Genomic DNA, 23,525 nt, shown 5'->3' with positions numbered 1-23,525 from the left:
TAAATTAGATAATTAGAAAATGTAAATTGTGAACAGATAATTAGCTCATTTTCTAAGTTGGCTAATTATTCAATTCGATAGCATTACTCCGGGTTTCTCTTAATGAGAAATTGAAGATACTCCAATAAACCTGTCCATTTTGTTTTCATTATAACAAATGTCGTAATTTTTATTGATTTAAATTACAAATTAAAACAAAAATCCGATACTAAACCAAGTAAAACTTTTTGACATTTCCGGCGACCAGGAATGTTTGATTTCTATTGGGCCAATAATGGTTTCTAATCCGTAACCTACTGCATATCCCGAATATTTTGGCATGGAGATCCAATCGACAGTCGTAAAAATGTCATCGCCTAAGTTGGCATAATTAGCAGAAATGTTTACGTGATTTTTTTTGAATAGCTCGTAATCCAGCGTTATATCTGTCTTTATATAGCTGTTTCCGGCAATGCTCAGGAAATCGTATCCATAAAAATAATTGAAGTTGTTTATTTTGCTGTAACCGTAACCTCCTAAAATATAATCAAAATAAGGAACACTGTCACTGCCAATATTAAATCCGGCATCTGCTCCAATTTTAAATGTTGCTTTTCTAAATAATTTATTGGCAAATGCAATTTCTGCTTTTGCTGTAGAGAAAGGTTTAAAATTGTTGGTATAATCAGATGATGCTAAATACGTTTGTACATCTGTAGAAAAATACAATCCAGAATGAGGAAAACTTTTATTATCAAAAGAGTCATATTTTAAATAACCGAAAACACTAAAATAACTGCTTTTTTCAATAAGGTTGTCTTCATTAGAAAGTGTTGGCGAATTTATTTTTAGATATTTATATTCTAAACCACCGCCCATCAGGAATTTTTGTACAAATATGGTTTGAAAATAAGCCTGATTGGTTAAGTCTAAAAAGTCAACATTAATTAAATTTTTAGAAGGATTTTGAGTAGCCAGACTGCTAAAATTATCTGCCACATTTCTGTTAAACTGATTTAATCTTGAGCGAAATCCGAAGCTGATATTGAATCCGTTTTCGACATAATAATTAAGATCGTACCTAAAATTATCTCCCAAAATAATATCAAGGGAAGTGACATCATTTTTTAAGAAAGTTTTTTTATGGGTCAGGTTTAATAAAATGGCACTTTTGTAAAGTCCGTCGTAGTGCAAGCCCAATTTTAAAAAGGTTTGAGTTGGATTTTCGCTTAAAACCAAATCAAGATCGTCCTGATTGCCGTTTGGCTGTAAGCAATACGAAATTGTGCTAAAGTTTTGAGTAGCATTTAAATTATTAATTCCCGCCTTTAGATCATCATATGTTATAGTACTTCCGGGTTTAAAACGAAGTTTTCCTCGAATGTATTCTTTAGTATAATTGTCTAATCGGTCACTGTTTATTTTTTTGATTTCTAGTGTATCAGTTCCTACTTGTAGTTTTGGTTTTTTATAAAAGTTGTCTTCATTTACCAAACCTTTAATTTTTTCATAAACTGCAAAAGCAGCTTCTTCACCTTTTCTGATGATTTCTTCGCCTTTATCAAAAGAGATTACACCATAGTCACGAATGTCTGGTTTAATGTAAACATCAGTGTCTTTGATTTTATTTTTCATTTTATCAATCGACTGCAGATTGGTAATCTGAACTAATATTCTGGTGGCATTTTTAAGACCTTTTCGGTTTAATAAATCATCCTGAACATCGACTCCAATAATAATATCGGCGCCAAGATTACGAACTTCTTTTATCGGATAATTGTTGACAACACCACCGTCAACCAATAAATTTCCGTCTATTTCTACTGGCGTAAATAAGGAAGGAAAAGCCGCACTCGCCATCATTGCCTGAACTAAATTTCCTTTATTAAGCAAAACTTCTTCGCCGGTTTCGATATTCGTTCCGATACATAAAAAGGGGGTTGGAAGTTTGTTAAAATCTCTAACGTGACGTACGTTTCTGGTCAAACTGCTCAATAAATTATAATTGTACATTCCTTTAGAAAGTGCTTCTGGAATACCAATTCTGAAATTACTAAACGGTAAAACAATGGCGTACAATTCGTCATTTTTTTTGCCGTAGAAATTTTTAGAAGATCGCGGAATGTAATCGTTTATTAATTCGTCGAAGTTGGTTTTTTTAAAAATAGAATCAATTTGAGAAGCATTGTAGCCAGAAGCATAAAGTCCGCCAATAACAGAACCCATACTCGTTCCGCCAATATAATCGATTTTTACACCGGCTTCTTCCAGCACTTTTAGCACTCCGATATGTGCAAAACCTTTCGCGCCGCCACCACTCAAAACCAAACCAATTTTTGGTCTTTTAATGCTGTCTCGTTTTTTTTCCTGTGAAAAGGAATTTTGAGAAAACAGTACAAGAAAGAATAAAACGTATGCGTTTACGCTCCAAATGGAAGTGGAAAATTTCGAAAGAAAAAATCCTTTTGACCGATTCTTTAAAATGGACAGCTGATTTGGGCGCATAAAAAATTTCTAATTGGTTTTGTAAAAGTCGACAATTTTTTTGGCTTTTGATACTCCAACAACTGCCGAAATATCTTTTTCTGATGCCAATTTTAATCTTTTAACACTTTTAAAATGTTGTATTAACGTAAGCATTGTTTTTTCGCCAATTCCCGGAATACTTTCTACCGAAGAATTAAGTGCAGCTTTGCTTCGTTTATCGCGATGAAAGGTAATTCCGAAACGATGCGCTTCGTTTCGCAGCTGCTGAATTACTTTTAAAGTTTCGGATTTTTTATCTAAATAAAGTGGAATTGAATCGCCGGGATAAAAAAGTTCTTCAAGACGTTTTGCGATTCCGATGATGGCAATTTTACCACGCAGTCCCAATTCGTCTATACTTTTTAAAGCTGCAGACAATTGTCCTTTTCCACCGTCAATAATAATCAATTGCGGTAAAGGCTGGTTTTCATCTAATAATCTTTTGTAGCGTCGATACACAATTTCGGTCATCGAAGCAAAATCGTCTGGGCCTTCAACCGTTTTTACATTAAAATGGCGGTAATCTTTTTTGCTGGCTTTTCCATCTTTAAAAACGACACAAGCTGCAACGGGATTTGTTCCCTGAATGTTCGAGTTATCAAAACATTCTATATGTCGCGGTTCTACAGGCAGGCGTAAATCTTTCTGCATCTGCGCCATAATACGATTTACGTGACGGTCAGGATCTACAATTTGTAATTGTTTCAATTGTTCGATTCGGTAGAATTTGGCATTTCGAATCGATAAATCTAAAATCTGTTTTTTATCGCCAAGCTGTGGAACAGTTATTTTGATATTTTCACCCAAATTAATTTCAAAAGGAACAATAATCTCTTTTGATAATAATTGAAAACGTTCCCGAAGTTCGATAACGGCAAGTTCTAATAATTCTTCGTCGCTTTCGTCCAGTTTTTTCTTGATCTCTAAAGTATGCGAACGAATAATTGATCCATGTGAAATCTGTAAAAAGTTAACATACGCAGCGCTTTCATCCGATACAATCGAGAAAACATCAATGTTTGTAATTTTCGGATTAACTATAGTTGATCTTGATTGGTAATTTTCAAGAATGTCTATTTTTTCTTTAATTTTCTGCGCTTCTTCAAACTGAAGATTCTGCGCATAAGTGGTCATCAACTTCTTGAAATCTTTTAAACTTTCTTTAAAGTTTCCTTTTAAGATTTCACGAATCGCATTTACTTGTCTTTGGTATTCTTCCAGAGGTTCCAAACCTTCGCAAGGACCTTTACAATTGCCAATATGATATTCTAAACAAACTTTAAATTTGCCGGATCTAATGTTCGATTCGCTCAAATCATAATTACAGGTACGAAGCGGGTACAACTCTTTTATTAAATCTAAAATAGTGTACACCATCTTAAAATTGGTGTAAGGCCCAAAATATTCAGAGCCGTCTTTGACCATCCTTCTCGTTAAAAATATTCTTGAGAAAGGTTCTTTTTTGATACAGATCCAAGGGTAACTTTTATCATCGCGCAGTAAAACATTATAGCGTGGCTGCAACGTTTTAATTAAATTATTTTCTAATAAAAGCGCATCGGTTTCGGTAGGAACAACGATGTGTTTTATAGTAACAATTTTTCGAACCAAGACATTGGTTTTGGCCGTATCGTGGATTTTGTTGAAATAAGAAGAAACTCTTTTCTTTAAGTTTTTTGCTTTTCCAACATATAAAATTTTCCCGTCTTTATCGTAATATTGATACACGCCAGGATTGTCTGGCAAGGTTAGAATTTGAAGATCTAAGGACGGATTTTGCATTCTGTTTTATTTCTGAAGATGTATAAAAGCTTTTTACAAAAATCATTTCTCTTTGTTTTGGAAGCTTAATATTGATTTAGCTTCAAATTTACGAAATCAAAAGAATAATTTCTATATTTAGATTTTATAATTCTACATGAAAAATAGCACGCCCTTAGTTATTTTCGGAGAATCAATTCTGCCGGGAGAACATAAAACGATAAACGTAGAAATCGCCAGATTACACACTACAACAAAACTTAATATTCCTGTTATTGTACGGAGATCTAAGACAGAAGGTCCTGTAGTTTTGTTTTCAGCCGGAATTCACGGAGATGAAATAAATGGAGTGGAGATCGTTCGACAGATTATCAGTAAAAAAATTAACCGTCCAGCCAGTGGAACTATTATCTGTATTCCCGTAATCAATATGTATGGTTTTGTAAACAAGTCAAGAGAATTTCCTGACGGACGTGATTTAAACCGTGTTTTTCCAGGAAGTAAAAAAGGTTCTTTAGCAAGTCGTTTTGCATATAATATTGTAGAACATATTCTACCGATTATAGATTATGCAGTAGATTTTCATGCGGGCGGAGCAAGCCGTTTTAATGCAGCGCAGATTAGAATTACCGAATATAACGAGGAATTAAAAATTTTAGCCGATGTTTTTAATGCGCCTTTTACATTGTATTCTAAAAATATAAACGGTTCTTTTAGAAATACTTCTGAAAAAGCCAACGTTAAAATGCTATTGTTTGAAGGCGGAAAATCATTAGATATTAATAACGAAATTGCCAATATCGGGGTGAAAGGCGTAAAACGTCTTTTGAAATATTTGAATATGCTTGACCCAAAGCAGATTGTAGAAACAGATGATAACCCGTCTATTTACATTAAAAATTCAGTTTGGCTTCGTGCAAAATGTTCCGGTTTACTGCACGATTTTAATATGATTGGAAAATTTGTAACCAAAGGAACTATTTTGGCCATTATTACAGATCCGTTTGGTAAATTCGAACAAAAAGTAAAAGCGCCTCATAACGGATTTGTTATCAACGCCAATCATTCGCCAATTGTTTATGAAGGCGACGCCATTTACCACATGTCTAAAACCAATCCTGAAATTGAAAATGTCGAATAAAAAAGCTTTAAGGCTACACTATAAAAACCTGCGAAAAGATCTTTCTTTTGATGAAGTCGAAGAAAAGAGTCTGGCTGTAGCCAATAATGTAATCCAACTTCCGATTTGGGATAAGACTTATTTTCATGTTTTTCTTCCTATTGAAGAACAAAAAGAAGTGAATACAGAATATATTCTTCATCTACTTTCCGGAAAAGACAAAGAAATTGTAGTTTCTAAAAGTGATTTCGAAACCCGCGGAATGACTCATTTTCTGTTAACAGATAATACCAAAATCAAAAAAAACGAATATAATATTCCAGAACCTGTAAACGGATTAACCGTTCCGTCGCAAACTATTGATGTGGTTTTTGTACCGCTTTTGGCTTTTGACGTTTTAGGAAATCGTGTGGGTTACGGAAAAGGTTTTTACGATAAATTTTTAAGCGAATGCAAACCAGAAACCATAAAGATTGGTCTTTCTTTTTTTGAATCTGAAGACAAAATTGAAGATGTTTTTGATTTGGATATAAAACTAGATTACTGCGTTACGCCTTTAAAAGTTTATGAGTTTCGTTGATATTTTTTTTGCCACGAATTACACTAATTTCTCGAATTTATTTAATACGAATAAATAATTCCTGATTTAAGAATTTAAGGATTTATTCTGGTAGATTCCAATTAAAAATCTCATGAAAAAATTGGTGAAATTAGTGTAATTCGTGGCAAAAAAAAATCCCAAACTCCAGTTTTATCACTTTGGAATTTGAGATTTTTATATTGTAATTTAAAGAACTACTTTACTTCCTTAATAGTCGAAGCATCAAGCCAGCCTTCGGTTCCGTCTGTTAATTCTATTTTTTTCCAGCTTCCTACCGTTTCAGTTACGTAAACTTTTGCGCCTTCATGCAATAAGAAAATAGCAGAACCCGCTTTTTGAGGTTCGCTGCGAACTTCGCTTAATTCAGAAAAAACAATTGCTGGACGATCGTTATCAAAATGATCTTTTTCGGCCATTCCAGCAGAAACACTTAATCCTAAAGCAAGCAAAAGAATAAACATTCCGATGAAATAGATTCTTTTTTGAAGTGAAATTGTAGAGAAATAATATCCGATAAAACTCAAAAGAAAAACAAATGCAATTCCAACAGAAATCTTCGCCCACATATTATAATCAAAAATTCCAGTAAAGTTCTGAATCAGTTTTGCAAAACCCACTTTTGGAACTTCTTTAATTTCATCAATCGTTAGTTTTTTAGCAAATTTTAAATTATTCAGTGTTGCAGGATCGTTCGGTTTTAAAACCAAAGCTTTTTCATAATTATAAATCGAAGGCGCCGTTTTATTCAGTTTGTAATAACTGTTTGCTAAGTTAAAATACAACTCTGCGGATTGCTGTTTGTCTTCTTTTATGATGTTCTCGTAAACCTGAACAGCTTCTTGGTATTTTCCGTCCTGATAAAGGGCATTCCCTTTTTCAAAGCTGCTTTGAGCAAAGAAAACCTGAGTGATTAATAAAAAGAGATATACTATATTTTTCATTTTATTTTCTTTAAACCAAACAGATTTTTAAAACCTGTCGGGTTTGATTTAAAAGTTTAAACGATCTGTTTTTCCAGTTCCGAAATAATCAAAACAGCCTTGTCATAATCCTGCTGAATCGAAGCACTTGATGCCGGAGCATAACGGGCAAATTCGCAGTTTTCTGTCAGCGTAATAAAACTCTGAACAGCTTCGGGATTTGCATTTCTGGACAACAGCAACTCACGAATATTGTCTTTACTCATTTCTGAAGTTTCAATATGCAGTTTTGCCTTTAAGAAATTATGCATTGCTTTTTCCAGTGCAATATAAAATGGCTCTTTGTTGTTGAGATGTTTTTTAGCTTCAGATAAATATTTCTTAGCCAGTTTATTGTTCATTCTAATTCGGTTGCCCGTTACATCGCCGTCAAGAGCTTCTTTTTTCTTCTTAGCCAGAATAATAATCGGCAAGATGATAAATGGGGCAAATAATAAACCATAATACAAATTAGAGCCGTAAAAATCGTTTTTAGCAATTGCAGTCAAAGTTGTTTTAGGTTTAATATATTTAAACTGATCTGTTTTAGAAATTACATTTTTAGCCGCACTTGCCGTAGCATTTGCTTCTGCCTGCATTGGTCCGTCTAAAACATCGACCATGATTTCCTGAGAAGTAATAGTTCTATACGAACCAGAACTCAAATCAAAATAAGAAAACTGCATTGGTTTAATCGCATATTTCCCTTTGTATTGTGGTACAATTGTGTATTTGTCTGTAATTCTTCCAGACATTCCAGACAATGATGTTGTTACACTTTCATCATGCGCAGGATCATACATTTCTAAAGCATTTGGAACAACTGGTTTTGGCAGTGTGAATAATTTCATGTTTCCACTTCCTGTAGCACTTACGACTAAATCCAGACTTTCTCCGTTTTTCAATGTTGTTTTAGATGGAGATACTGTAAAATTAAATTTACCAACTGCACCTGTGAAACCTTCTGGTTTACTTGATTCTGGTAATGGTCTTACATTGATAGTTTTAGCACCGGCCGAAACCACTTTATTGTCATCAGTAAGAACCATTTGTCCGAACATATCCCTGCGGTTTGTTGGCAATTGAACGCCTATGTCCAGAGAAAGCGGTTCTATAGTAAGATTTCCGGATTTCTGCGGATACAAAATAGTCTTTTTCAAAATCACAAAATAACATCTTTGTCCTTTGTAACTTCCTTCTTCAATAGACAATTGTTTGATGTCTATATTCTGATTCCAGAAATCATTGTATTTTGGTTTTGCAAGTTCTTTAAAACCTGTAACGCCAATATTCATAAAATACAATTTGTAAACAACCGTAATAGGTTCATTCAAATACGGATTTGTTTTAGAAATTTCAGCAACAAGATTCAGCATTTCGTTTCCAGATCCTTGCGGTCTGTCGTTAGGATCTCTTTCCTGTGCAACGGCATTTGTTACGACAACTTTTATAGGTGCCGTTTTGTAAATCTGGCCATTGTATTCTATAGAAGCTTGTTTGATCGTAAGATTCCCTTTTTGAGCAGGCTGTAAAATATAAGAATATATTTTCTGAAAAGAGCTTCTGCCGTTTATCCAGGACTGACTTACCTGCTGGCTTGGCCCGGCCGTAACTCTAAATCCTTCAAAAGCCGGCTGATCAAAATTATCTCCATCAACATTCATAATGAAATCAATACGAAGTCTTTCGTTAAGTCCAAGCGTGTTTTTGCTTACTTTGGCTTCAAACTGAACTTGAGCCATAAGCCCTTGAAAACTTATTAGTAATAGAATTAAAAATCTTTTCATTAATTGTTTAAATCAATTGTTTGGTTGTTTGTCTTTTTAACTGCTTAATCGCTGACCTGTTATAAAAAAACAAATCAACGATTAAACGATTAACTCAAAATCCTACCAGTCTTTTTCTGGTTTCTTAGGATTTCCTTTTACTTTTTGTGCATTTACTTTATCCTGAACTTTCTTTTCTTCGTTGTTTACGGCGTCTAGTAAATTTTGGACACGTTCTTTTGAAATACCACCAGGCATAGGTTTTGGTTCTCCTTTATTGTCTGATTTATCATCTTTCTTAGGATCATTTTTACCATCTTTTTTGTCCTTGTCTTTATCGCCTTTGTCGTCCTTCTTATCTTTATCCTTGTCCTTGTCTTTATTTTTGTCCTTATCCTTGTTTTTGTCTTTGTTCTTATCTTTATCCTTGTCCTTATCTTTTTTGTCTTTATTCTTGTCGTTTTTCGGAGGATTTTCTTTTAGTTTTTGTTTTGCGTAAGCATAATTATATCGCGTTTCATCATCGGTCGGATCGTTGCGTAAAGCTTGTTTGTAAGCTTCAACCGCCTGCGTATAATCTTTCTCTTTCATAAAAACGTTTCCAAGATTGTGAAAAGCTTTGTGTTTTTCGGGTCTGGTTTTAGCGTTTTTTATGGCTTTCGCGTAAGCAAATTTAGCTTCAGAAACTTGATTTTGTCTGTAAATTGTATTTCCTAAATTATAAGGAGCCGTTGCGCGTTTTGGAAATTTAGATTCTGAGATTCTATAATTAGCTTCGGCATCGACAAATTTATTCTGCTTATATTCTTCATTCGCATCAGGCAATGTCTTGTCTTTCTCTTGTGCAGAAACTGCCAGAGAGAATGTGAGTAAAATATAAAGAAGTAAATTTTTCATTCTGTATTTTTTGTTTTTTGTTCTGAATGTCATTCGAACAATTATTTCTTTTCGTTAAATAAATTCAACTCTTTAATCCAATTTGTTTTTCTTTCTAAAAGGAAAATATCTAAAAACAGCAACAAGAAAGCAAATCCGATAAACCATTGAAACTGCGATTGAAAATCTGCCATTTGCGTAGCTTCAAATTCTGTTTTTTGAATATTGTTTAGTGCATTTTTTACATATTCTAAAACTTCTTTTGTATTGCCTCCGTATACATAACCACCTTTTGTGGCTTTTGCAATCGTTTTTAGTCCTTCCTGATTTAGTTTGGTAACAACGATATTATTGTTGTTGTCTCGCTGATGGCTTTGTACAACGCCATTTACTTTTAACGGAATTGTTCCTCCTTTTTCTGTTCCGACACCAATCGTAATAATTTTCATTCCCAATTTATTGGCTTCTTCTGCAGCAGCTGCAGCGCCTTCAGAATGATCTTCACCATCAGAAATCAGAATCAATAATTTGCTTGTTTTGCTTTTTTCATCAAAATAAGTTGCAGATAATCTAATTGCTTCGTCAAGCGAAGTTCCTTGCGAAGAAACCATATCTGGAGTCATACTCTGCAGAAACATTTTGGCAACACTGTAATCAGATGTAATTGGCAATACTGGGAAAGCACTTCCTGCGTAAGCTACAATTCCGATTCTGTCACTTCCTAATTGATTGATAATCTGCGAGACCAATTGTTTACTTTTTTCTAAACGACTTGGGGCCACATCTTCGGCAAGCATACTTTTAGAAACATCGACAGCAAAAACAATATCAATTCCTTCGCGTTTTACCGTTTCCATTTTCGTTCCAATCTTCGGGTTTACTAATCCGATAATTAAACAAGTAAGGGCTAAAAGTACTATCGATAATTTTAATACAGGTTTAAAAACAGATCGTTCCGGACTCAGTCTTTTTACCATTTCTAAATCACCAAACTCGCGTTGTTTTTTTCTTTTCCAATACATATTGAAAAGGAAAACACATACCACAATTGGCAGTAATAGTAAAAGATATAAATATTTTTTTTCGTCTAATTCCATAAATGTTATTAAATTCCAATTTTAAAAATTCCAAATTCCAAATTGTTATTTGGAATTTTATTATTGGAATTTTTTAATTTTTTCAAAATTAAATGAAGCTTCTGTAAACTGTATTTCTTAAACCAACTTCCAGCAACAATAAAAATGCTGCGAGTAAAACAAAGCCTCTGTATTTTTCGTCGTAATCGTAGAATTTTAATTCTTGGATTTCTGTAGTTTCCAGTTTATTAATCGAATTATATATTTCGGCTAATTTATCATTGCTGGTTGCTCTAAAATACGTTCCGTCTGTTTTGCGGGCAATGCTTTTCATTAACTTTTCGTCAATCTCCACTTTTTGCATTTTAAATAAAAATCCGCCGTTTGGTGCGTATGCGTACGGAGACGGTGCCATTCCGTTAGTACCAAGTCCAATCGTGTAAACTTTAATTCCGTATTGTTTTGCAATATCCGATGCTGTTTCAGGTTCAATAAAACCAGCATTATTTACACCATCTGTCATTAAAATAATAACACGGCTTTTTGCTTTACTGTCTTTCAATCGGTTTACAGCGGTAGCCAGACCCATTCCAATTCCAGTTCCGTCTTGTAACGCAGTATCGTATTTAATACCTTTTATCGCTTCAAGAATAATTGCTTTATCACTTGTAACGGGAGTTTTTGTATAAGCTTCTGAAGCGTACAAAACCAAGCCGACTCTGTCATTTGGTCTTTCTTCCACAAAATCCGCAGCCACCTTTTTTAAAGCTTCCATACGGTTTGGCTTCAAATCTTTTGCCAGCATACTTCCAGAAACGTCAATTGCTATTACAATATCAATTCCTTTTGTGGTTTTGGTCTGATTGCTAATGTCTACTGTTCTTGGTCTTGCCAAAGCAACAACAAGTGAGCTTAAACCAATAACTCTAAAAACATACAAACAAGGTTTTAGTTTTGTCAACAGCGATTCGCTATTTTTAAAACCTGCTGTAGAACTCATTTTTAAAGTAGCCGATTGCTGGTTGCGTTTCAATAAAAACCAAATAATTGCAATTGGAATTAATAGAAACAACCAAAAAAACTCTGGATTTAAAAAAGTTATTTTACTCATTAGTTAGTTGCTTTTTTAAGTTCAACAGAATTTAAAATTCGAGTTGTAATATCATTAGCATAAGTATCTCCTTCTTCATGCAAAATCATGATTTGCTGTAAACCCTGATCTTGTTTAAAAAGTAAAAGTTCGTAATATGCTTTTATACTTGTTTTATCTGCAGGATTTAAAATTGTCATTGTTCCGTAACCTTTTACACCCTGAATACCTTGATTGGTCTGGAAATCTTCTTGTTTTACAATAATATTTTGACCGCCTTGTGCTTCAATAACTTTTAAAGAACCTTCCAGTGCTTTTGCTAAATCAATATCGGTTGGAGTCTTAAATTTAGTAGTAGAAACGGTTACCATAAAATTGTCGATGATGCTTCCGTATGCAAAAAGCTGCATTTCTTTAATTAAAGCCATTGTTGATTTTGGCAATACCTTCAGCGGATCCATTCTCTTTAAAACCTTTGGTGTTTCAATAATAACTCCAGGATTTCCGTATTCACTTTTTACCCATTCGCCTTCTAATAATTCTTTAGACGGATGGCCAATAACATTATCTTTTACATAAGTAAAACCTTTTGTCGCAATAAAATAAGTGGTTGTAGCTGTTAGTAATAAAACAACAATACCAATCGACATTCCGATACGCTGATTGCGTTTCTTTTTTAATTGAAGCTTAATCTGTTTTTGTCTTTGAGCTTCATTTAATAATTGATCTTCTTCTTCCTCAGGAACTTCTGTCGGAATTGCATTATCAAGCGTTAGAATTACTTTCTGAATTTTGTTTCTGTCTTCTGTAATTTCAAAATCAAGCGGTTTAGATTTTGCAAATTTCACCAAATCGGCCTGACGTAAAACGCGTTCCAGATTCTCAACAGTTTCTGGAGTTAAAGTCATTTTCTTTTTGGTAGAAGCAGTTCTAATAGCCTGAATTAACTCAGAAGTTGTACTTTCCATTGCCGGAATATGAATCGCTTCTTCAATATAATTACGGGCAATATCGGTTAATTCACTGTAGTATTCTTTAATTTCACCTTTTTGAACAAGTTCTTTTTGCTCTAAATTGTTTAGCAGACTTGTCGCTTTTTCAATTGGCGTTTTATAAACCTCTTCTTCGATTTTTTTCTTTTGATGTTTTTTAATGTACCAATATGCAAAAACACCAATTGCGATAATAATTACAAGAATTAAAATATAAAGCCACCAATCGCTAATGCCATTGTCTACATTGCTGATGTCTTTAATGTCATACATTTTTTGCTGCAGCGTGTCAACTTTTACATTTGCTACTTCAACTTTAATAGAATCGCTTAAAAAAGGTTTTTTATCAATTAAAATTTTGATGCTCGGAATAGTATAATGTCCAGAATCAAATTGTGTTAAACCATATCTTTTGATTAATTCATAAGTTGCATCTTTCTTTACAGTATCTACAGGATAAGATTGTATAACTTCTAAAGCTCCAATGTTTTTAAGTTTTGGAAATTCAACTTTGGATGTTGAAGTTACAGTCGTTTTCAGCGTAAGCTTAAACTCTGCTCCAATTTTATTTTTTTTGGTATCGATACTGGTTTCAATCTGTTTGCTTTGCGCAAAAACAGCTGAAGAAAGTAAAAATAAAAATATGTAAAACTTTAATTTCATTTGATTTTTGATTTCAGATTTTATTCTAAAATGAATGCTTAAATGGAACACTGATAATACAGGTGAAACGGATTTAAGCGGGTTTTTATTTGTGTAATGCAAATCTTAAATTATTCGATTTCAAAATCTAAAATCTAAAACCTGCAATCTAAAATTATATTTATCTCGATTTGAAATATCCTAATAGTTTAGTTACATAATTTTCGTCAACTCTGGTGTTGACAATTCCTGCGCCTGATTTACGAAAAGTGTCTTTAAAATATTCTACTCTTTCCTGATAATGTTTTTCGTAGTTCATTCGTACTGTTTTAGAACTGGTGTCAACCAATTGCGTTTTACCAGTTTCGGCATCCAGCATGGTTACCATTCCTAAATTTGGAATTTTTTCTTCGCGAATATCATACACTCGAACGCCAGTAATATCATGTTTCTTAGAAGCAATTTTTAAAGTATGCTCATAAGATTCAGACATAAAATCGGAAATCATAAAAATGATGGCTTTCTTTTTTTGTGTTCCTGACAAGAATTTTAAAGCTTGGGCAACATCTGTTTTCTGGCTTTTTGGTTCAAATTCTATTAATTCTCTAATGATTCTTAAAACGTGAGAACGCCCTTTTTTGGGCGGAATATACAATTCGATAATATCAGAAAATAAGATTAAACCAATCTTGTCATTATTTTGTGTAGCCGAAAAAGCCATCGTTGCCGCAATTTCGGTTACGATGTCTTTTTTAAACTGAGTTTTAGAACCAAATCCTTCAGAACCCGAAATATCGACCATTAAAACCATAGTCAATTCGCGTTCTTCTTCAAATACTTTTACGTGAGCTTCATTGTAGCGTGCGGTCACATTCCAATCGATGTTACGAATATCATCACCATATTGATATTGACGCACCTCGCTAAACGTCATTCCTCGTCCTTTAAACGAAGAGTGATATTCTCCCGAAAAGATATGATTACTCAGTCTTTTGGTTTTGATTTCTATTTTCCGTACTTTTTTTAAAAGCTCTTTTGTATCCATTTTTTCGGATTGCAGATTTTAGACTTTAGATTTTAGGATTACTTTTAAAGGTCAGATTTCAAAATCTAAAATCTGAACTCTAAAATCTAAAATTTCTTAAGGTACTTCAATCTCGTTTACGATTTTGTTGATAATGTCTACAGAAGTAATGTTTTCAGCCTCAGCTTCGTATGTGATCCCAACTCTGTGACGTAAAACATCATGTACAACTGCTCGAACATCTTCTGGAATTACATAACCACGACGTTTGATAAAAGCGTAACATTTTGCTGCATTAGCTAAATTGATACTTCCACGAGGTGATGCTCCAAAACTAATAAGTGGTTTTAGGTCGGCTAATTTGTATTTTTCTGGGTAACGGGTAGCAAAGATGATATCTAAGATATATTTTTCGATTTTTTCGTCCATGTAAACTTCGCGAACAGCTTCCTGCGCACGCAGAATTTGTTCTACAGAAACAACTGGATTTACTTTTTCGTAAGTTCCTTTTAAGTTTTGACGAATTACAAAACGCTCTTCGTCAATTTTTGGGTAATCAATTACGGTTTTCAACATAAAACGATCGACTTGCGCTTCAGGAAGCTGATAAGTTCCTTCTTGCTCAACCGGGTTTTGAGTTGCCAATACTAAAAACGGACGATCTAATTTGAATGTGGTGTCGCCAATAGTTACTTGTTTTTCCTGCATCGCCTCCAAAAGTGCAGATTGTACTTTTGCAGGAGCACGGTTAATCTCATCGGCAAGTACGAAGTTAGCAAAAATAGGTCCTTTTTTAATAGAGAACTCATTTGCTTTAATGTTGTAAATCATCGTACCAACAACATCGGCAGGTAATAAATCTGGTGTAAACTGGATACGGCTGAAAGAACCCTGAACTGCTTGAGACAAGGTATTAATAGCTAAAGTTTTGGCTAATCCAGGAACACCTTCTAACAAAATGTGACCTTGTCCTAAAAGACCGATTAATAGACGCTCGACCATGTGTTTCTGGCCCACAATAACTTTGTTCATTTCCATTGTAAGAAGGTCTATAAAAGCACTTTCTCTTTCAATTTTTTCATTTATCGCTCTAATGTCTAAAGTCGTTGTATTTTCTTCCATATAGATATTTTTAAAACCTTTTTAAAGCCTTGATTTTTATGTCTTAATTTTGAGAGTGCAAATTGAATATTTTTTGAGAAGTAAGATGTTAAAGAATGGTTAAAACTTCGACCAATGACTTAATTTTAAGGACTAATTGTGAATCTATTTTTATATTTTTAAGAACTTTGATGATTATGTTTTATAAAAGCATATTTATTACCAAAAATAACGCATTACGATCATGACTAAAACAGCCTTATCGCCTATCATTTCGGGCACTATGAATTGGGGAGTATGGGATAAAAACCTTACAACTAAAGAAATGGAAAACATGATACAAATTAGTATCGAGAACAAAATTACCACTTTTGACCATGCTGATATTTACGGAGATTATACAACCGAAGCTGCTTTTGGAAAAGCGTTTCATGCCAGTAAAATTTCACGTGAAAAATTACAATTAATTACCAAGTGCGGTATTCAGATGATTGCCGAAAATCGTCCTGAAAACAAAATAAAGCATTACGAATATTCTAAAGATTATATTATCTGGTCGGTTGAAGAATCTTTAAAAAAATTGAAAACAGATTATGTTGATGTTTTTTTACTACACAGACCAAGTCCCTTAATGCAGGCAGATGAAATTGCAGAAGCAGTTGAAAAATTAAAATCGGAAGGAAAAATTATAGATTTCGGACTTTCTAATTTTACAAGTTCACAAACCGAATTAATCCGCAGTAAAACAGAAGTAAGCTTTAACCAAGTTCAATTTTCAGCAACACATTTTGAACCAATGATTGATGGAAGTTTAGATTATATGCAGACGCACGGAATCAGACCATTGTCATGGAATCCGCTTGGAACTGTTTTTAGAGAAGATACCAAAAAAACACGCCGTCTTAAAAAATTACTTTCGACTTTGGTTGAAAAATATCATTTTGGATCTGATACGCTTTTACTTTCCTGGATTTTAAAACATCCTGCTAAAGTTATTCCGATTGCGGGAACGGTAAATATTGCCAGAATTCAATCGTTGATGAAAGCAGTAGAATTAGAAATGGACAAAGAAGACTGGTTTGCCATCTGGACAGAAAGTATGGGCGACGATGTTGCTTAAATTTAGCTTTAAATAAAAATATTTGTCACAGATTAAAGGATTAAAAAGAATTAATTAATCTGTGAAAATCCTTTAATCTGTGGCAAAAAACAAAAAATAAAATGAAAAAAACAGCTTTAATAACCGGAGCAACAAGCGGAATAGGAAAAGCCACGGCTCAGATTTTAGCAAAAAACAATTTTAAAGTAATTATCTGCGGGCGACGTAAAGAACGTTTAGCTGATTTAGGAAAAGAACTTTCTGCTTTTACAGAAGTGCATGCTTTAGCTTTTGATGTTCGTGATAAAAATGATGTTTTCGAAAAAATAAATGGTCTTCCTGAAGAATTTTCGACAATTGATGTTTTAATAAATAATGCTGGAAATGCGCACGGTTTAGACCCAATTCAAAATGGAGATTTAGACGATTGGGATGCCATGATTGACATTAATGTAAAAGGGCTTTTGTATATTTCTAAAGCCGTGATGCCAATTATGATTGAAAGAAAATCAGGTCATATCATTAATATTGGATCAACGGCCGCAAAAGAAGTTTATCCGAATGGAAATGTATATTGCGGTTCTAAACATGCAGTTGATGCCATTACTGCCGGAATGCGAATTGACTTAAATCCGTACGGAATTAGAGTAGGAGGAATTCACCCGGGAATGGTTGCGACAGAATTTAGTGAAGTTCGTTTTAAAGGTGATGCCGAAAGAGCTTCAAATGTATATAAAGGTTTCGATCCTTTGCAGGCAGAAGATATTGCAGATATTATTCATTTTGTAGTCACAAGACCTTATCATGTAAATATTGCAGATTTAGTTGTAATGAGTACGGCGCAAGCTTCTTCGACGATAGTTAACAAAAAGATGTTGTAGATCTTTAGAAAATTAGACTTCTTAGATTTATATTAGTCTAAGAAGTTTTTAATCTAAGAATTCTAAAAATCAAAAAATCTAAGAAAGTCTAAATAATGATCAACAAACGCCTTTTAATAAAAAATCTCCTCGCTCATAACGACGAAAGCAGTTTTTATGATAAAAAAAGGCAGTTGAATCTCCATTCCCGCGAAGGGAAAGGGAAGTTTTTAAAACACATTTGCGCTCTTTCGAATTCAAACCCAACCAATAATTCTTATATCGTGGTTGGAGTAGAAGACCATGATAATGAAATTGTAGGCGATGATTTCTTTGATGACAGCCGAATTCAGAATTTGGTGAATGCATTTTTAGAAAATCCACCTAAAATCCAATACGAAAATGTACCGTTTCCGAATCTTCCAAAAGACAAAGTAATTGGGCTGGTTACCATTAAACCTAAAAACAAAATTTCGTATTTCAAAAAAGGAATTCACACCATTTTGGCGAATAGTGTTTTTGTGAGACGTGGCAGTAATTCGATTCCGATAGAAGAACATGAGGAAGTCGAGAAAAATTACCAAAATACAGAAACGGTTATCGGAATCGAAAATAGTTCTCGAAACAGCATTCAATATACTTTAGACGGCGTAATCGATTTTATGAATTTCAGGCATAAAGACATGTCGCCTAAATATTTTGTTTTTAAAGAATTGTTTGTAATCTGTTGGGCGGGTGTCCCTAAAAAATCCCGTGATAAAACTTTTTTATCCCGCGTAGATATTGAGCTGATAAACGAGCAGATTAAACTTTTTTACTCTGCACAAGATGTGGTAACGATTGTTTATGACGATGATAGTTTTACGATTACCGAATATGTTCCGCTGGGATTAAATGACAAAACAAGTTATTATCCGCTGGAAGAACAAACGATTCATTTTTTTGACAACGGCTATTATAAAATTGACCGAAAAATACTTTTTCAACCGCCGGAATTTAATAAGCGAATGTTATTTCATATTTACAATGCAAATATTGCTTTACTTCAAAAATTGCAAAAAAATCTTGCTTTGTCTGAACGAGAATTGAAAGATCTCGAGAATCTTCCGTCGACTTTTATGATTTGTTATTTGAATGGTTTTGACGACGCCAAACAAAAACTGATTGATGCTAAATTACTTTTGAAACCTTTTGGAAATATTTATTTGTCTTTTAAAGAAGCTTTGAGGATTTTGCGGAAAATGAAATATGATATTTAAATCTACTGAGGTTCTGAGTTTCTAAGGTTCTAAGCTTTTTATTTTAAAACTAGATATTTGCTGATTTTTTCATAGGGAAAAAGAAGTTCTTTTGGACCATCTGCGTAAGATGCGGCTTCGTAAGAGTTGTAATATAACAGCAAACCTTCTTCTGTAAAGAAAATATTTTGCGGGAGCTGAAATTTATCATTTTCAAACATTAAGCCTGTTGCGTTTATATTTGATTTTGCCGGAATTTTATATTTTGCCCTGAATTCTTTTTCGGCGAAAGCCTTAAATTCTTTTTCGTTTTTAAATAATTGATCGTTAAATACCGTTTTTCCTGTTTTCGGATTAAATAATAAAGAACGAAAACCCTGATATCCGTGTGCACCGCCCGTAAAAGTATAATGATCGATTTTGATATTTAATATTTGATCCGATTCATATTCTACATTTCCTTTTATTTTACCTTCCCAGCCAAAAGTTTCATCTGGAAATTTGCTGTGCATTTCTTCATACGATGCAATAAAAGACGCTGCTAAAGATTTATAATCATTTGTTTTTAGAGAATCTTCGCCAAAATAAACAATCTCTTTTACTACCAAAAATATTTTTTTGTTGATACTGTCGGCAACGATCTTTTCATTTTTTGCAATCGGAATATCTATAGTAATTATTGGACAATCAATGTTGCATGGAATGGCTGATTTTTTTTCAAATGTTTTATTTTCAAACGAAAGACCTTTGTCGCAGCTTGTAAATATCAAAAACAAAAAGACTAAAAAAGGATACTGTTTCATGTCGAAAAGTGTTAATTATATTAAAAAGATGAACCTTGACAGGAGGATTAAATTAAATTAAACGGTAAATTTGTATTCTAAAATTACGATTTTAAAAACATAAATCAAAGAAATCGTTATTATCAATAAATTTGAGGCATACAAATACCAATAAAAAATAAATTTAATATTTATGAAATTCAATACAAAAGTGATTCACGGCGGTCAGCACCATGATCCAAGTACAGGAGCTGTAATGCCTCCAGTGTATCAAACATCTACTTTTATACAAACAAGTCCGGGAAAACCTTTGGCTGATTACGAATACAGCAGAGCGTCTAACCCAACTCGTACAGCTTTAGAAAATGCTTTGGCAAGTATAGAAAACGGAACGCGCGGATTGGCATTTTCTTCTGGTCTTGCAGCGACTGACTGTGTTTTGAGATCGTTTAAAGCGGGAGATGAAATCATTGCGATGGATGATTTATACGGCGGAACTTACAGAATGTTTTCTAGAATTTATAAAGATTCAGGAATTAAATTTCATTTTGTTGATATGACTGATATTGCAAAATTGAAATCATTAATCAATGAAAATACAAAACTGATCTGGGTTGAAACGCCTACAAATCCGTTAATGAAATTAGCCGATATTGCAGAAGTTGCAAAAATCACTAAAGAACATAAAATTTTATTTGCTGTAGATAATACTTTCGCAACACCCTATTTACAAAAACCTCTTGATTTAGGTGCAGATATTGTAATGCACTCGGCTACAAAATATTTAGGCGGACATTCTGATGTTATTGCAGGAGCTTTAATTGTAAAAGATGAAGCTTTAGGAGAACAATTGCATTTTCAGCAATTTGCAACTGGTGGTACACTTGGCCCAATGGACAGCTTTTTGGTTCTTAGAGGAATAAAAACACTTTCTTTAAGAGTACAAAGACATTGCGAAAACGGAGAGAAAGTAGTTGAATATTTAAGTAAACATCCAAAAGTAAAAACAGTTTACTATCCAGGACTTGCAACTCATCCATTTTATGAAATTGCCAAAAAACAAATGAAAGCTTTTGGAGGAATGGTTTCATTTGATTTTGTGTCTGGAAAAAAAGAAGATTCGATTGCTTTTTTAGAGAAACTTAAAGTTTTTACTTTGGCAGAATCTCTTGGCGGCGTTGAATCATTAGCAAATCATCCGGCTTTGATGACACATGCTTCTATTCCCGCAGATAAAAGAGCAGAAGTTGGTATTACTGATGATTTGGTTCGATTAAGCGTAGGGATTGAAGATGCAGAAGATTTAATAGCCGATTTAGAACAAGCATTAGCTTAAATAAGGTTCAAAGAGTCAAAGTTGCAGAGGCTCAAAGAACAAATGTTTGATAGGTTCTTTAAAGCCTAACTTTTAAAAATAAAAAAATCCCAAATTCCAATAATCATTAAGATTGGAATTTGGGATTTTTTCTATTTGATATTTTCTTTAGTATTCTAAATAAATAATGTATCCAAAGTTAAACCAAACCTGCCAGTCATTAGATTTGTTTTCCTTATAAATTTCTTTATTTGGATTTAAACCGTCTATCCAGTCTGAATTATACATTACGAAACGTGTTTCAAACATTAAATCACTCATCGTTGTTAATTTATAATGCACTCCAAGAGCACCAGTTGCTGCCAGAACAACACCATCTTCGGCAGAAAAACCATGTGCACGTCCGTCAGAAGGAGTTAGGTATTTTCCTGGAGTAATTCCCGGAAGTGTTAAGTCTCCCAGACGAGAACCAATTTTTGTAGAATAGTAGCTAGCCATGAATCCAGCACTTAAGTATGGACTCAATGATCCAACTGAATTTTCGAAATCATGTATTTTAATAAAAGAAAATTCTAATTGAGAGCCAATTCCTACGATAGTAGAACTTGCGTCCATTGCTCTTAGCTGTTGAGCAAATAAACCATTTGGCTTTTCTTCAACCCATTTTCCAAAATGATTTAAATCTGTCTTACTGAAAGATAATTCTGATCTAACTTTAAAATGTTCTGTAAAAAAGCTCTCTCTATTGTTGTTGGCAGAAAAATTTATCCAGTGTGCAACTCCGAAACCAAAACCGGTATTTCCAGCATTGTTTTTGAAGTTGTTTCTTTGTCCAAAATCAGATTGAAGGGTTACAGGACCTGCAAATATCCCAATTTCTTGTGCGAGATCAGATTGAGCTACTGCTGCAGTAGAGATACCAAATAGGGAAAATAATGTGATAAATAGGTGCTTAGGCATGTTTTTGGGCTTTCAAATCATGGCAAATATATAAAAAACATATTCTATTCAAAATATAATATTGAAGGTATTAAAAAATAAGTAACAAAACACTTAAAATACTAGCTTTAACTATATTAAATGAATGTAAAGACGGAGCTGTAAAATGCAATTCTCAAGAATGTTTGAAAAATATATAATTCGCTGTCAAAAACAAAAAAATATAACATTGAATGCGCATTTTACTATATCTTTGTCTGTTGAAACGAAAACGTTTTCTTAAATATAATTTTCTTATTTAATTAAGGTAAGAATTAAATCGAATTGTCTCTATAATTTATTTCAAAATGGAACAAAAAATAAATGAATTTATGGCTCTTATTGAGTCAAAAAACCCAAATGAGCCTGAATTTATTCAAGCTGTTAGAGAATTTGCAGAAACAGTAATTCCATTTATCGCTGAGCGAAAAAAATACGATGGAAAAAATCTGCTTCTAAGAATAGCAGAACCAGAACGATCTATAATATTTAGAGTTCCGTGGGTAGATGATAAAGGTGAAATAATTGTTAACAGAGGGTTTAGAATTCAGATGAATTCTGCAATTGGTCCTTACAAAGGCGGTATCAGATTTCACCATACGGTAAATTTATCTGTTTTGAAATTTTTAGCTTTTGAACAAGTTTTTAAGAATAGTCTTACGACACTGCCAATGGGTGGAGGAAAAGGTGGTTCTGATTTTGATCCAGAAGGAAAATCTGATGCTGAAATCATGCGTTTCTGTCAATCGTTTATGACAGAATTATGCCGTCATATTGGTCCGGACCTTGATGTTCCTGCTGGTGATATTGGTGTTGGAGCAAGAGAAATTGGATATTTGTTTGGACAATACAAAAGAATTAGAAACGAATTTACCGGAGTTCTTACTGGAAAAGGTTTGGCATACGGAGGTTCGTTAATCAGACCAGAAGCTACAGGTTACGGTGTTGTATATTTTACAGACCAAATGCTTCGTACTATTGGACATGATATAAAAGGTAAAAAAGTGGCAATTTCCGGATTTGGAAATGTGGCTTGGGGTGTAGCGCTAAAAGTAAATGAACTTGGAGGTAAAGTGTTAACTATTTCTGGTCCTGACGGATATATTTATGATGAAGAAGGTATTTCTGGAGAAAAAATTGACTACATGGTCGAAATGAGAGCTACCGGAGATAACAGAGCAGAAAGATATTTAGATAAATATCCAAACGCTGTCTTCCATAAAGGAAAAAGTCCGTGGGAAGTAAAAGTAGATATTGCAATTCCATGTGCTACGCAAAACGAACTTAACGGTGATGATGCTAAAAAATTAATCGACAATGGTGTTTTGTGCGTTACAGAAGCGGCTAATATGCCATCTACTTTAGATGCAATTAAACTTTTCTTAGATAATAAAGTATTATTTGCTCCAGGAAAAGCGGCTAACGCTGGAGGAGTTGCAGCATCTGGTTTAGAAATGACTCAAAACTCAATTCGTCTAAACTGGACAAGTGAAGAAGTAGATTTGAGATTGAAAGATATCATGACTGGAATTCATAATCAATGTGAAAAATACGGTAAAGACGAAGATGGTTATGTTAACTATGTAAAAGGAGCTAACATTGCAGGATTTGTTAAAGTTGCTGACGCTATGCTTGCTCAAGGTGTAGTGTAAACCTAAAATACAATTAAAAAGAAATGTCTTCATTATGCTTTAAGCTATTGAAGGCATTTTTTTTATTTATACGAGAACAAAAAGTATA

Annotated in this window: 19 protein-coding genes; 7 read left to right on the top strand and 12 right to left on the bottom strand. The window is 33.5% G+C overall.

Annotated features, from left to right (window positions below):
- Window positions 1–189: 189 nt before the first annotated feature.
- Window positions 190–2,484 (bottom strand): patatin-like phospholipase family protein, encoded by a 2,295-nt coding sequence (locus tag EV144_RS22330; RefSeq protein WP_134151354.1) that lies wholly within the window; start codon window positions 2,482–2,484, stop codon window positions 190–192.
- A gap of 9 nt (window positions 2,485–2,493) precedes the next feature.
- Window positions 2,494–4,287 (bottom strand): excinuclease ABC subunit UvrC, encoded by a 1,794-nt coding sequence (gene uvrC / locus EV144_RS22325; RefSeq protein WP_134151353.1) that lies wholly within the window; start codon window positions 4,285–4,287, stop codon window positions 2,494–2,496.
- 136 nt (window positions 4,288–4,423) lie between these two features.
- Between uvrC and EV144_RS22320 the strand changes: the two genes are divergently transcribed.
- Together EV144_RS22320 and EV144_RS22315 are read left to right on the top strand one after the other, a co-directional pair.
- On the top strand, window positions 4,424–5,407 hold the full coding sequence (locus tag EV144_RS22320; RefSeq protein ID WP_134151352.1) for a succinylglutamate desuccinylase/aspartoacylase family protein: 984 nt from the start codon (window positions 4,424–4,426) through the stop codon (window positions 5,405–5,407).
- Window positions 5,397–5,966: a 5-formyltetrahydrofolate cyclo-ligase gene (locus EV144_RS22315; protein ID WP_134151351.1), complete on the top strand. Its 570-nt coding sequence runs from the start codon at window positions 5,397–5,399 to the stop codon at window positions 5,964–5,966. Before EV144_RS22320 ends, EV144_RS22315 begins: the two co-directional genes overlap by 11 nt.
- A gap of 215 nt (window positions 5,967–6,181) precedes the next feature.
- Here EV144_RS22315 and EV144_RS22310 read toward each other — a convergent pair whose 3' ends face one another.
- The 8 genes from EV144_RS22310 to EV144_RS22275 all read right to left on the bottom strand — a co-directional run bounded on the left by EV144_RS22310 (window position 6,182) and on the right by EV144_RS22275 (window position 15,534).
- Window positions 6,182–6,928 (bottom strand): tetratricopeptide repeat protein, encoded by a 747-nt coding sequence (locus EV144_RS22310; RefSeq protein WP_134151350.1) that lies wholly within the window; start codon window positions 6,926–6,928, stop codon window positions 6,182–6,184.
- 56 nt (window positions 6,929–6,984) lie between these two features.
- Window positions 6,985–8,733, bottom strand: a complete 1,749-nt coding sequence (locus EV144_RS22305) for a BatD family protein (RefSeq protein WP_134151349.1) — start codon at window positions 8,731–8,733, stop codon at window positions 6,985–6,987.
- Window positions 8,734–8,835: 102 nt separating this feature from the next.
- The gene (locus tag EV144_RS22300) at window positions 8,836–9,609 is read right to left on the bottom strand and encodes a tetratricopeptide repeat protein (RefSeq protein WP_134151348.1); all 774 of its coding nucleotides are present in this window, start codon (window positions 9,607–9,609) and stop codon (window positions 8,836–8,838) included.
- A 41-nt stretch (window positions 9,610–9,650) separates the two neighbouring features.
- A complete protein-coding gene (locus tag EV144_RS22295; RefSeq protein ID WP_134151347.1) occupies window positions 9,651–10,685 on the bottom strand; it encodes a VWA domain-containing protein in 1,035 nt (344 codons plus the stop codon).
- A gap of 88 nt (window positions 10,686–10,773) precedes the next feature.
- A complete protein-coding gene (locus EV144_RS22290) occupies window positions 10,774–11,775 on the bottom strand; it encodes a vWA domain-containing protein (protein WP_134151346.1) in 1,002 nt (333 codons plus the stop codon).
- Window positions 11,775–13,409, bottom strand: a complete 1,635-nt coding sequence (locus EV144_RS22285; protein WP_134151345.1) for a hypothetical protein — start codon at window positions 13,407–13,409, stop codon at window positions 11,775–11,777. The genes EV144_RS22290 and EV144_RS22285 overlap by 1 nt, the downstream gene beginning before the upstream one ends.
- Before the next feature lie 160 nt (window positions 13,410–13,569).
- Complete coding sequence (locus EV144_RS22280) at window positions 13,570–14,433, bottom strand: DUF58 domain-containing protein (RefSeq protein WP_134151344.1); 864 nt, start codon at window positions 14,431–14,433, stop codon at window positions 13,570–13,572.
- Window positions 14,434–14,529: 96 nt separating this feature from the next.
- Window positions 14,530–15,534: an AAA family ATPase gene (locus tag EV144_RS22275; RefSeq protein ID WP_134151343.1), complete on the bottom strand. Its 1,005-nt coding sequence runs from the start codon at window positions 15,532–15,534 to the stop codon at window positions 14,530–14,532.
- 223 nt (window positions 15,535–15,757) lie between these two features.
- Between EV144_RS22275 and EV144_RS22270 the strand changes: the two genes are divergently transcribed.
- The 3 genes from EV144_RS22270 to EV144_RS22260 all read left to right on the top strand — a co-directional run bounded on the left by EV144_RS22270 (window position 15,758) and on the right by EV144_RS22260 (window position 18,731).
- Window positions 15,758–16,633 carry an aldo/keto reductase family oxidoreductase gene (locus EV144_RS22270; protein WP_134151342.1) on the top strand — a complete coding sequence of 292 codons (876 nt, stop codon included), beginning with the start codon at window positions 15,758–15,760 and terminating at the stop codon, window positions 16,631–16,633.
- Window positions 16,634–16,734: 101 nt separating this feature from the next.
- The gene (locus EV144_RS22265; RefSeq protein WP_134151341.1) at window positions 16,735–17,493 is read left to right on the top strand and encodes an SDR family NAD(P)-dependent oxidoreductase; all 759 of its coding nucleotides are present in this window, start codon (window positions 16,735–16,737) and stop codon (window positions 17,491–17,493) included.
- Window positions 17,494–17,588: 95 nt separating this feature from the next.
- Window positions 17,589–18,731 (top strand): ATP-binding protein, encoded by a 1,143-nt coding sequence (locus tag EV144_RS22260; RefSeq protein WP_134151340.1) that lies wholly within the window; start codon window positions 17,589–17,591, stop codon window positions 18,729–18,731.
- A gap of 38 nt (window positions 18,732–18,769) precedes the next feature.
- Here EV144_RS22260 and EV144_RS22255 read toward each other — a convergent pair whose 3' ends face one another.
- Complete coding sequence (locus EV144_RS22255; protein WP_134151339.1) at window positions 18,770–19,513, bottom strand: DUF3298 and DUF4163 domain-containing protein; 744 nt, start codon at window positions 19,511–19,513, stop codon at window positions 18,770–18,772.
- A 172-nt stretch (window positions 19,514–19,685) separates the two neighbouring features.
- Here EV144_RS22255 and EV144_RS22250 point away from each other — a divergent pair, with 172 nt between their 5' ends.
- Complete coding sequence (locus EV144_RS22250) at window positions 19,686–20,828, top strand: cystathionine gamma-synthase (RefSeq protein ID WP_134151338.1); 1,143 nt, start codon at window positions 19,686–19,688, stop codon at window positions 20,826–20,828.
- A gap of 147 nt (window positions 20,829–20,975) precedes the next feature.
- On the opposite strand, the gene EV144_RS22245 is transcribed toward EV144_RS22250, so the two are convergent.
- Window positions 20,976–21,767: a THC0290_0291 family protein gene (locus tag EV144_RS22245; RefSeq protein WP_134151337.1), complete on the bottom strand. Its 792-nt coding sequence runs from the start codon at window positions 21,765–21,767 to the stop codon at window positions 20,976–20,978.
- A gap of 326 nt (window positions 21,768–22,093) precedes the next feature.
- On the opposite strand from EV144_RS22245, the gene gdhA reads away from it, so the two are divergent.
- Window positions 22,094–23,437, top strand: coding sequence for an NADP-specific glutamate dehydrogenase (gene gdhA / locus EV144_RS22240; RefSeq protein WP_134151336.1), 1,344 nt, complete (start codon window positions 22,094–22,096; stop codon window positions 23,435–23,437).
- Window positions 23,438–23,525: the final 88 nt, after the last annotated feature.

This window comes from Flavobacterium sp. 270, assembly GCF_004368785.1.
Taxonomy (GTDB): Bacteria; Bacteroidota; Bacteroidia; order Flavobacteriales; family Flavobacteriaceae; genus Flavobacterium.
The sequence above is the reverse complement of the archived record's forward strand: the minus strand, read 5'-3'. Positions and strand labels throughout refer to the sequence as shown.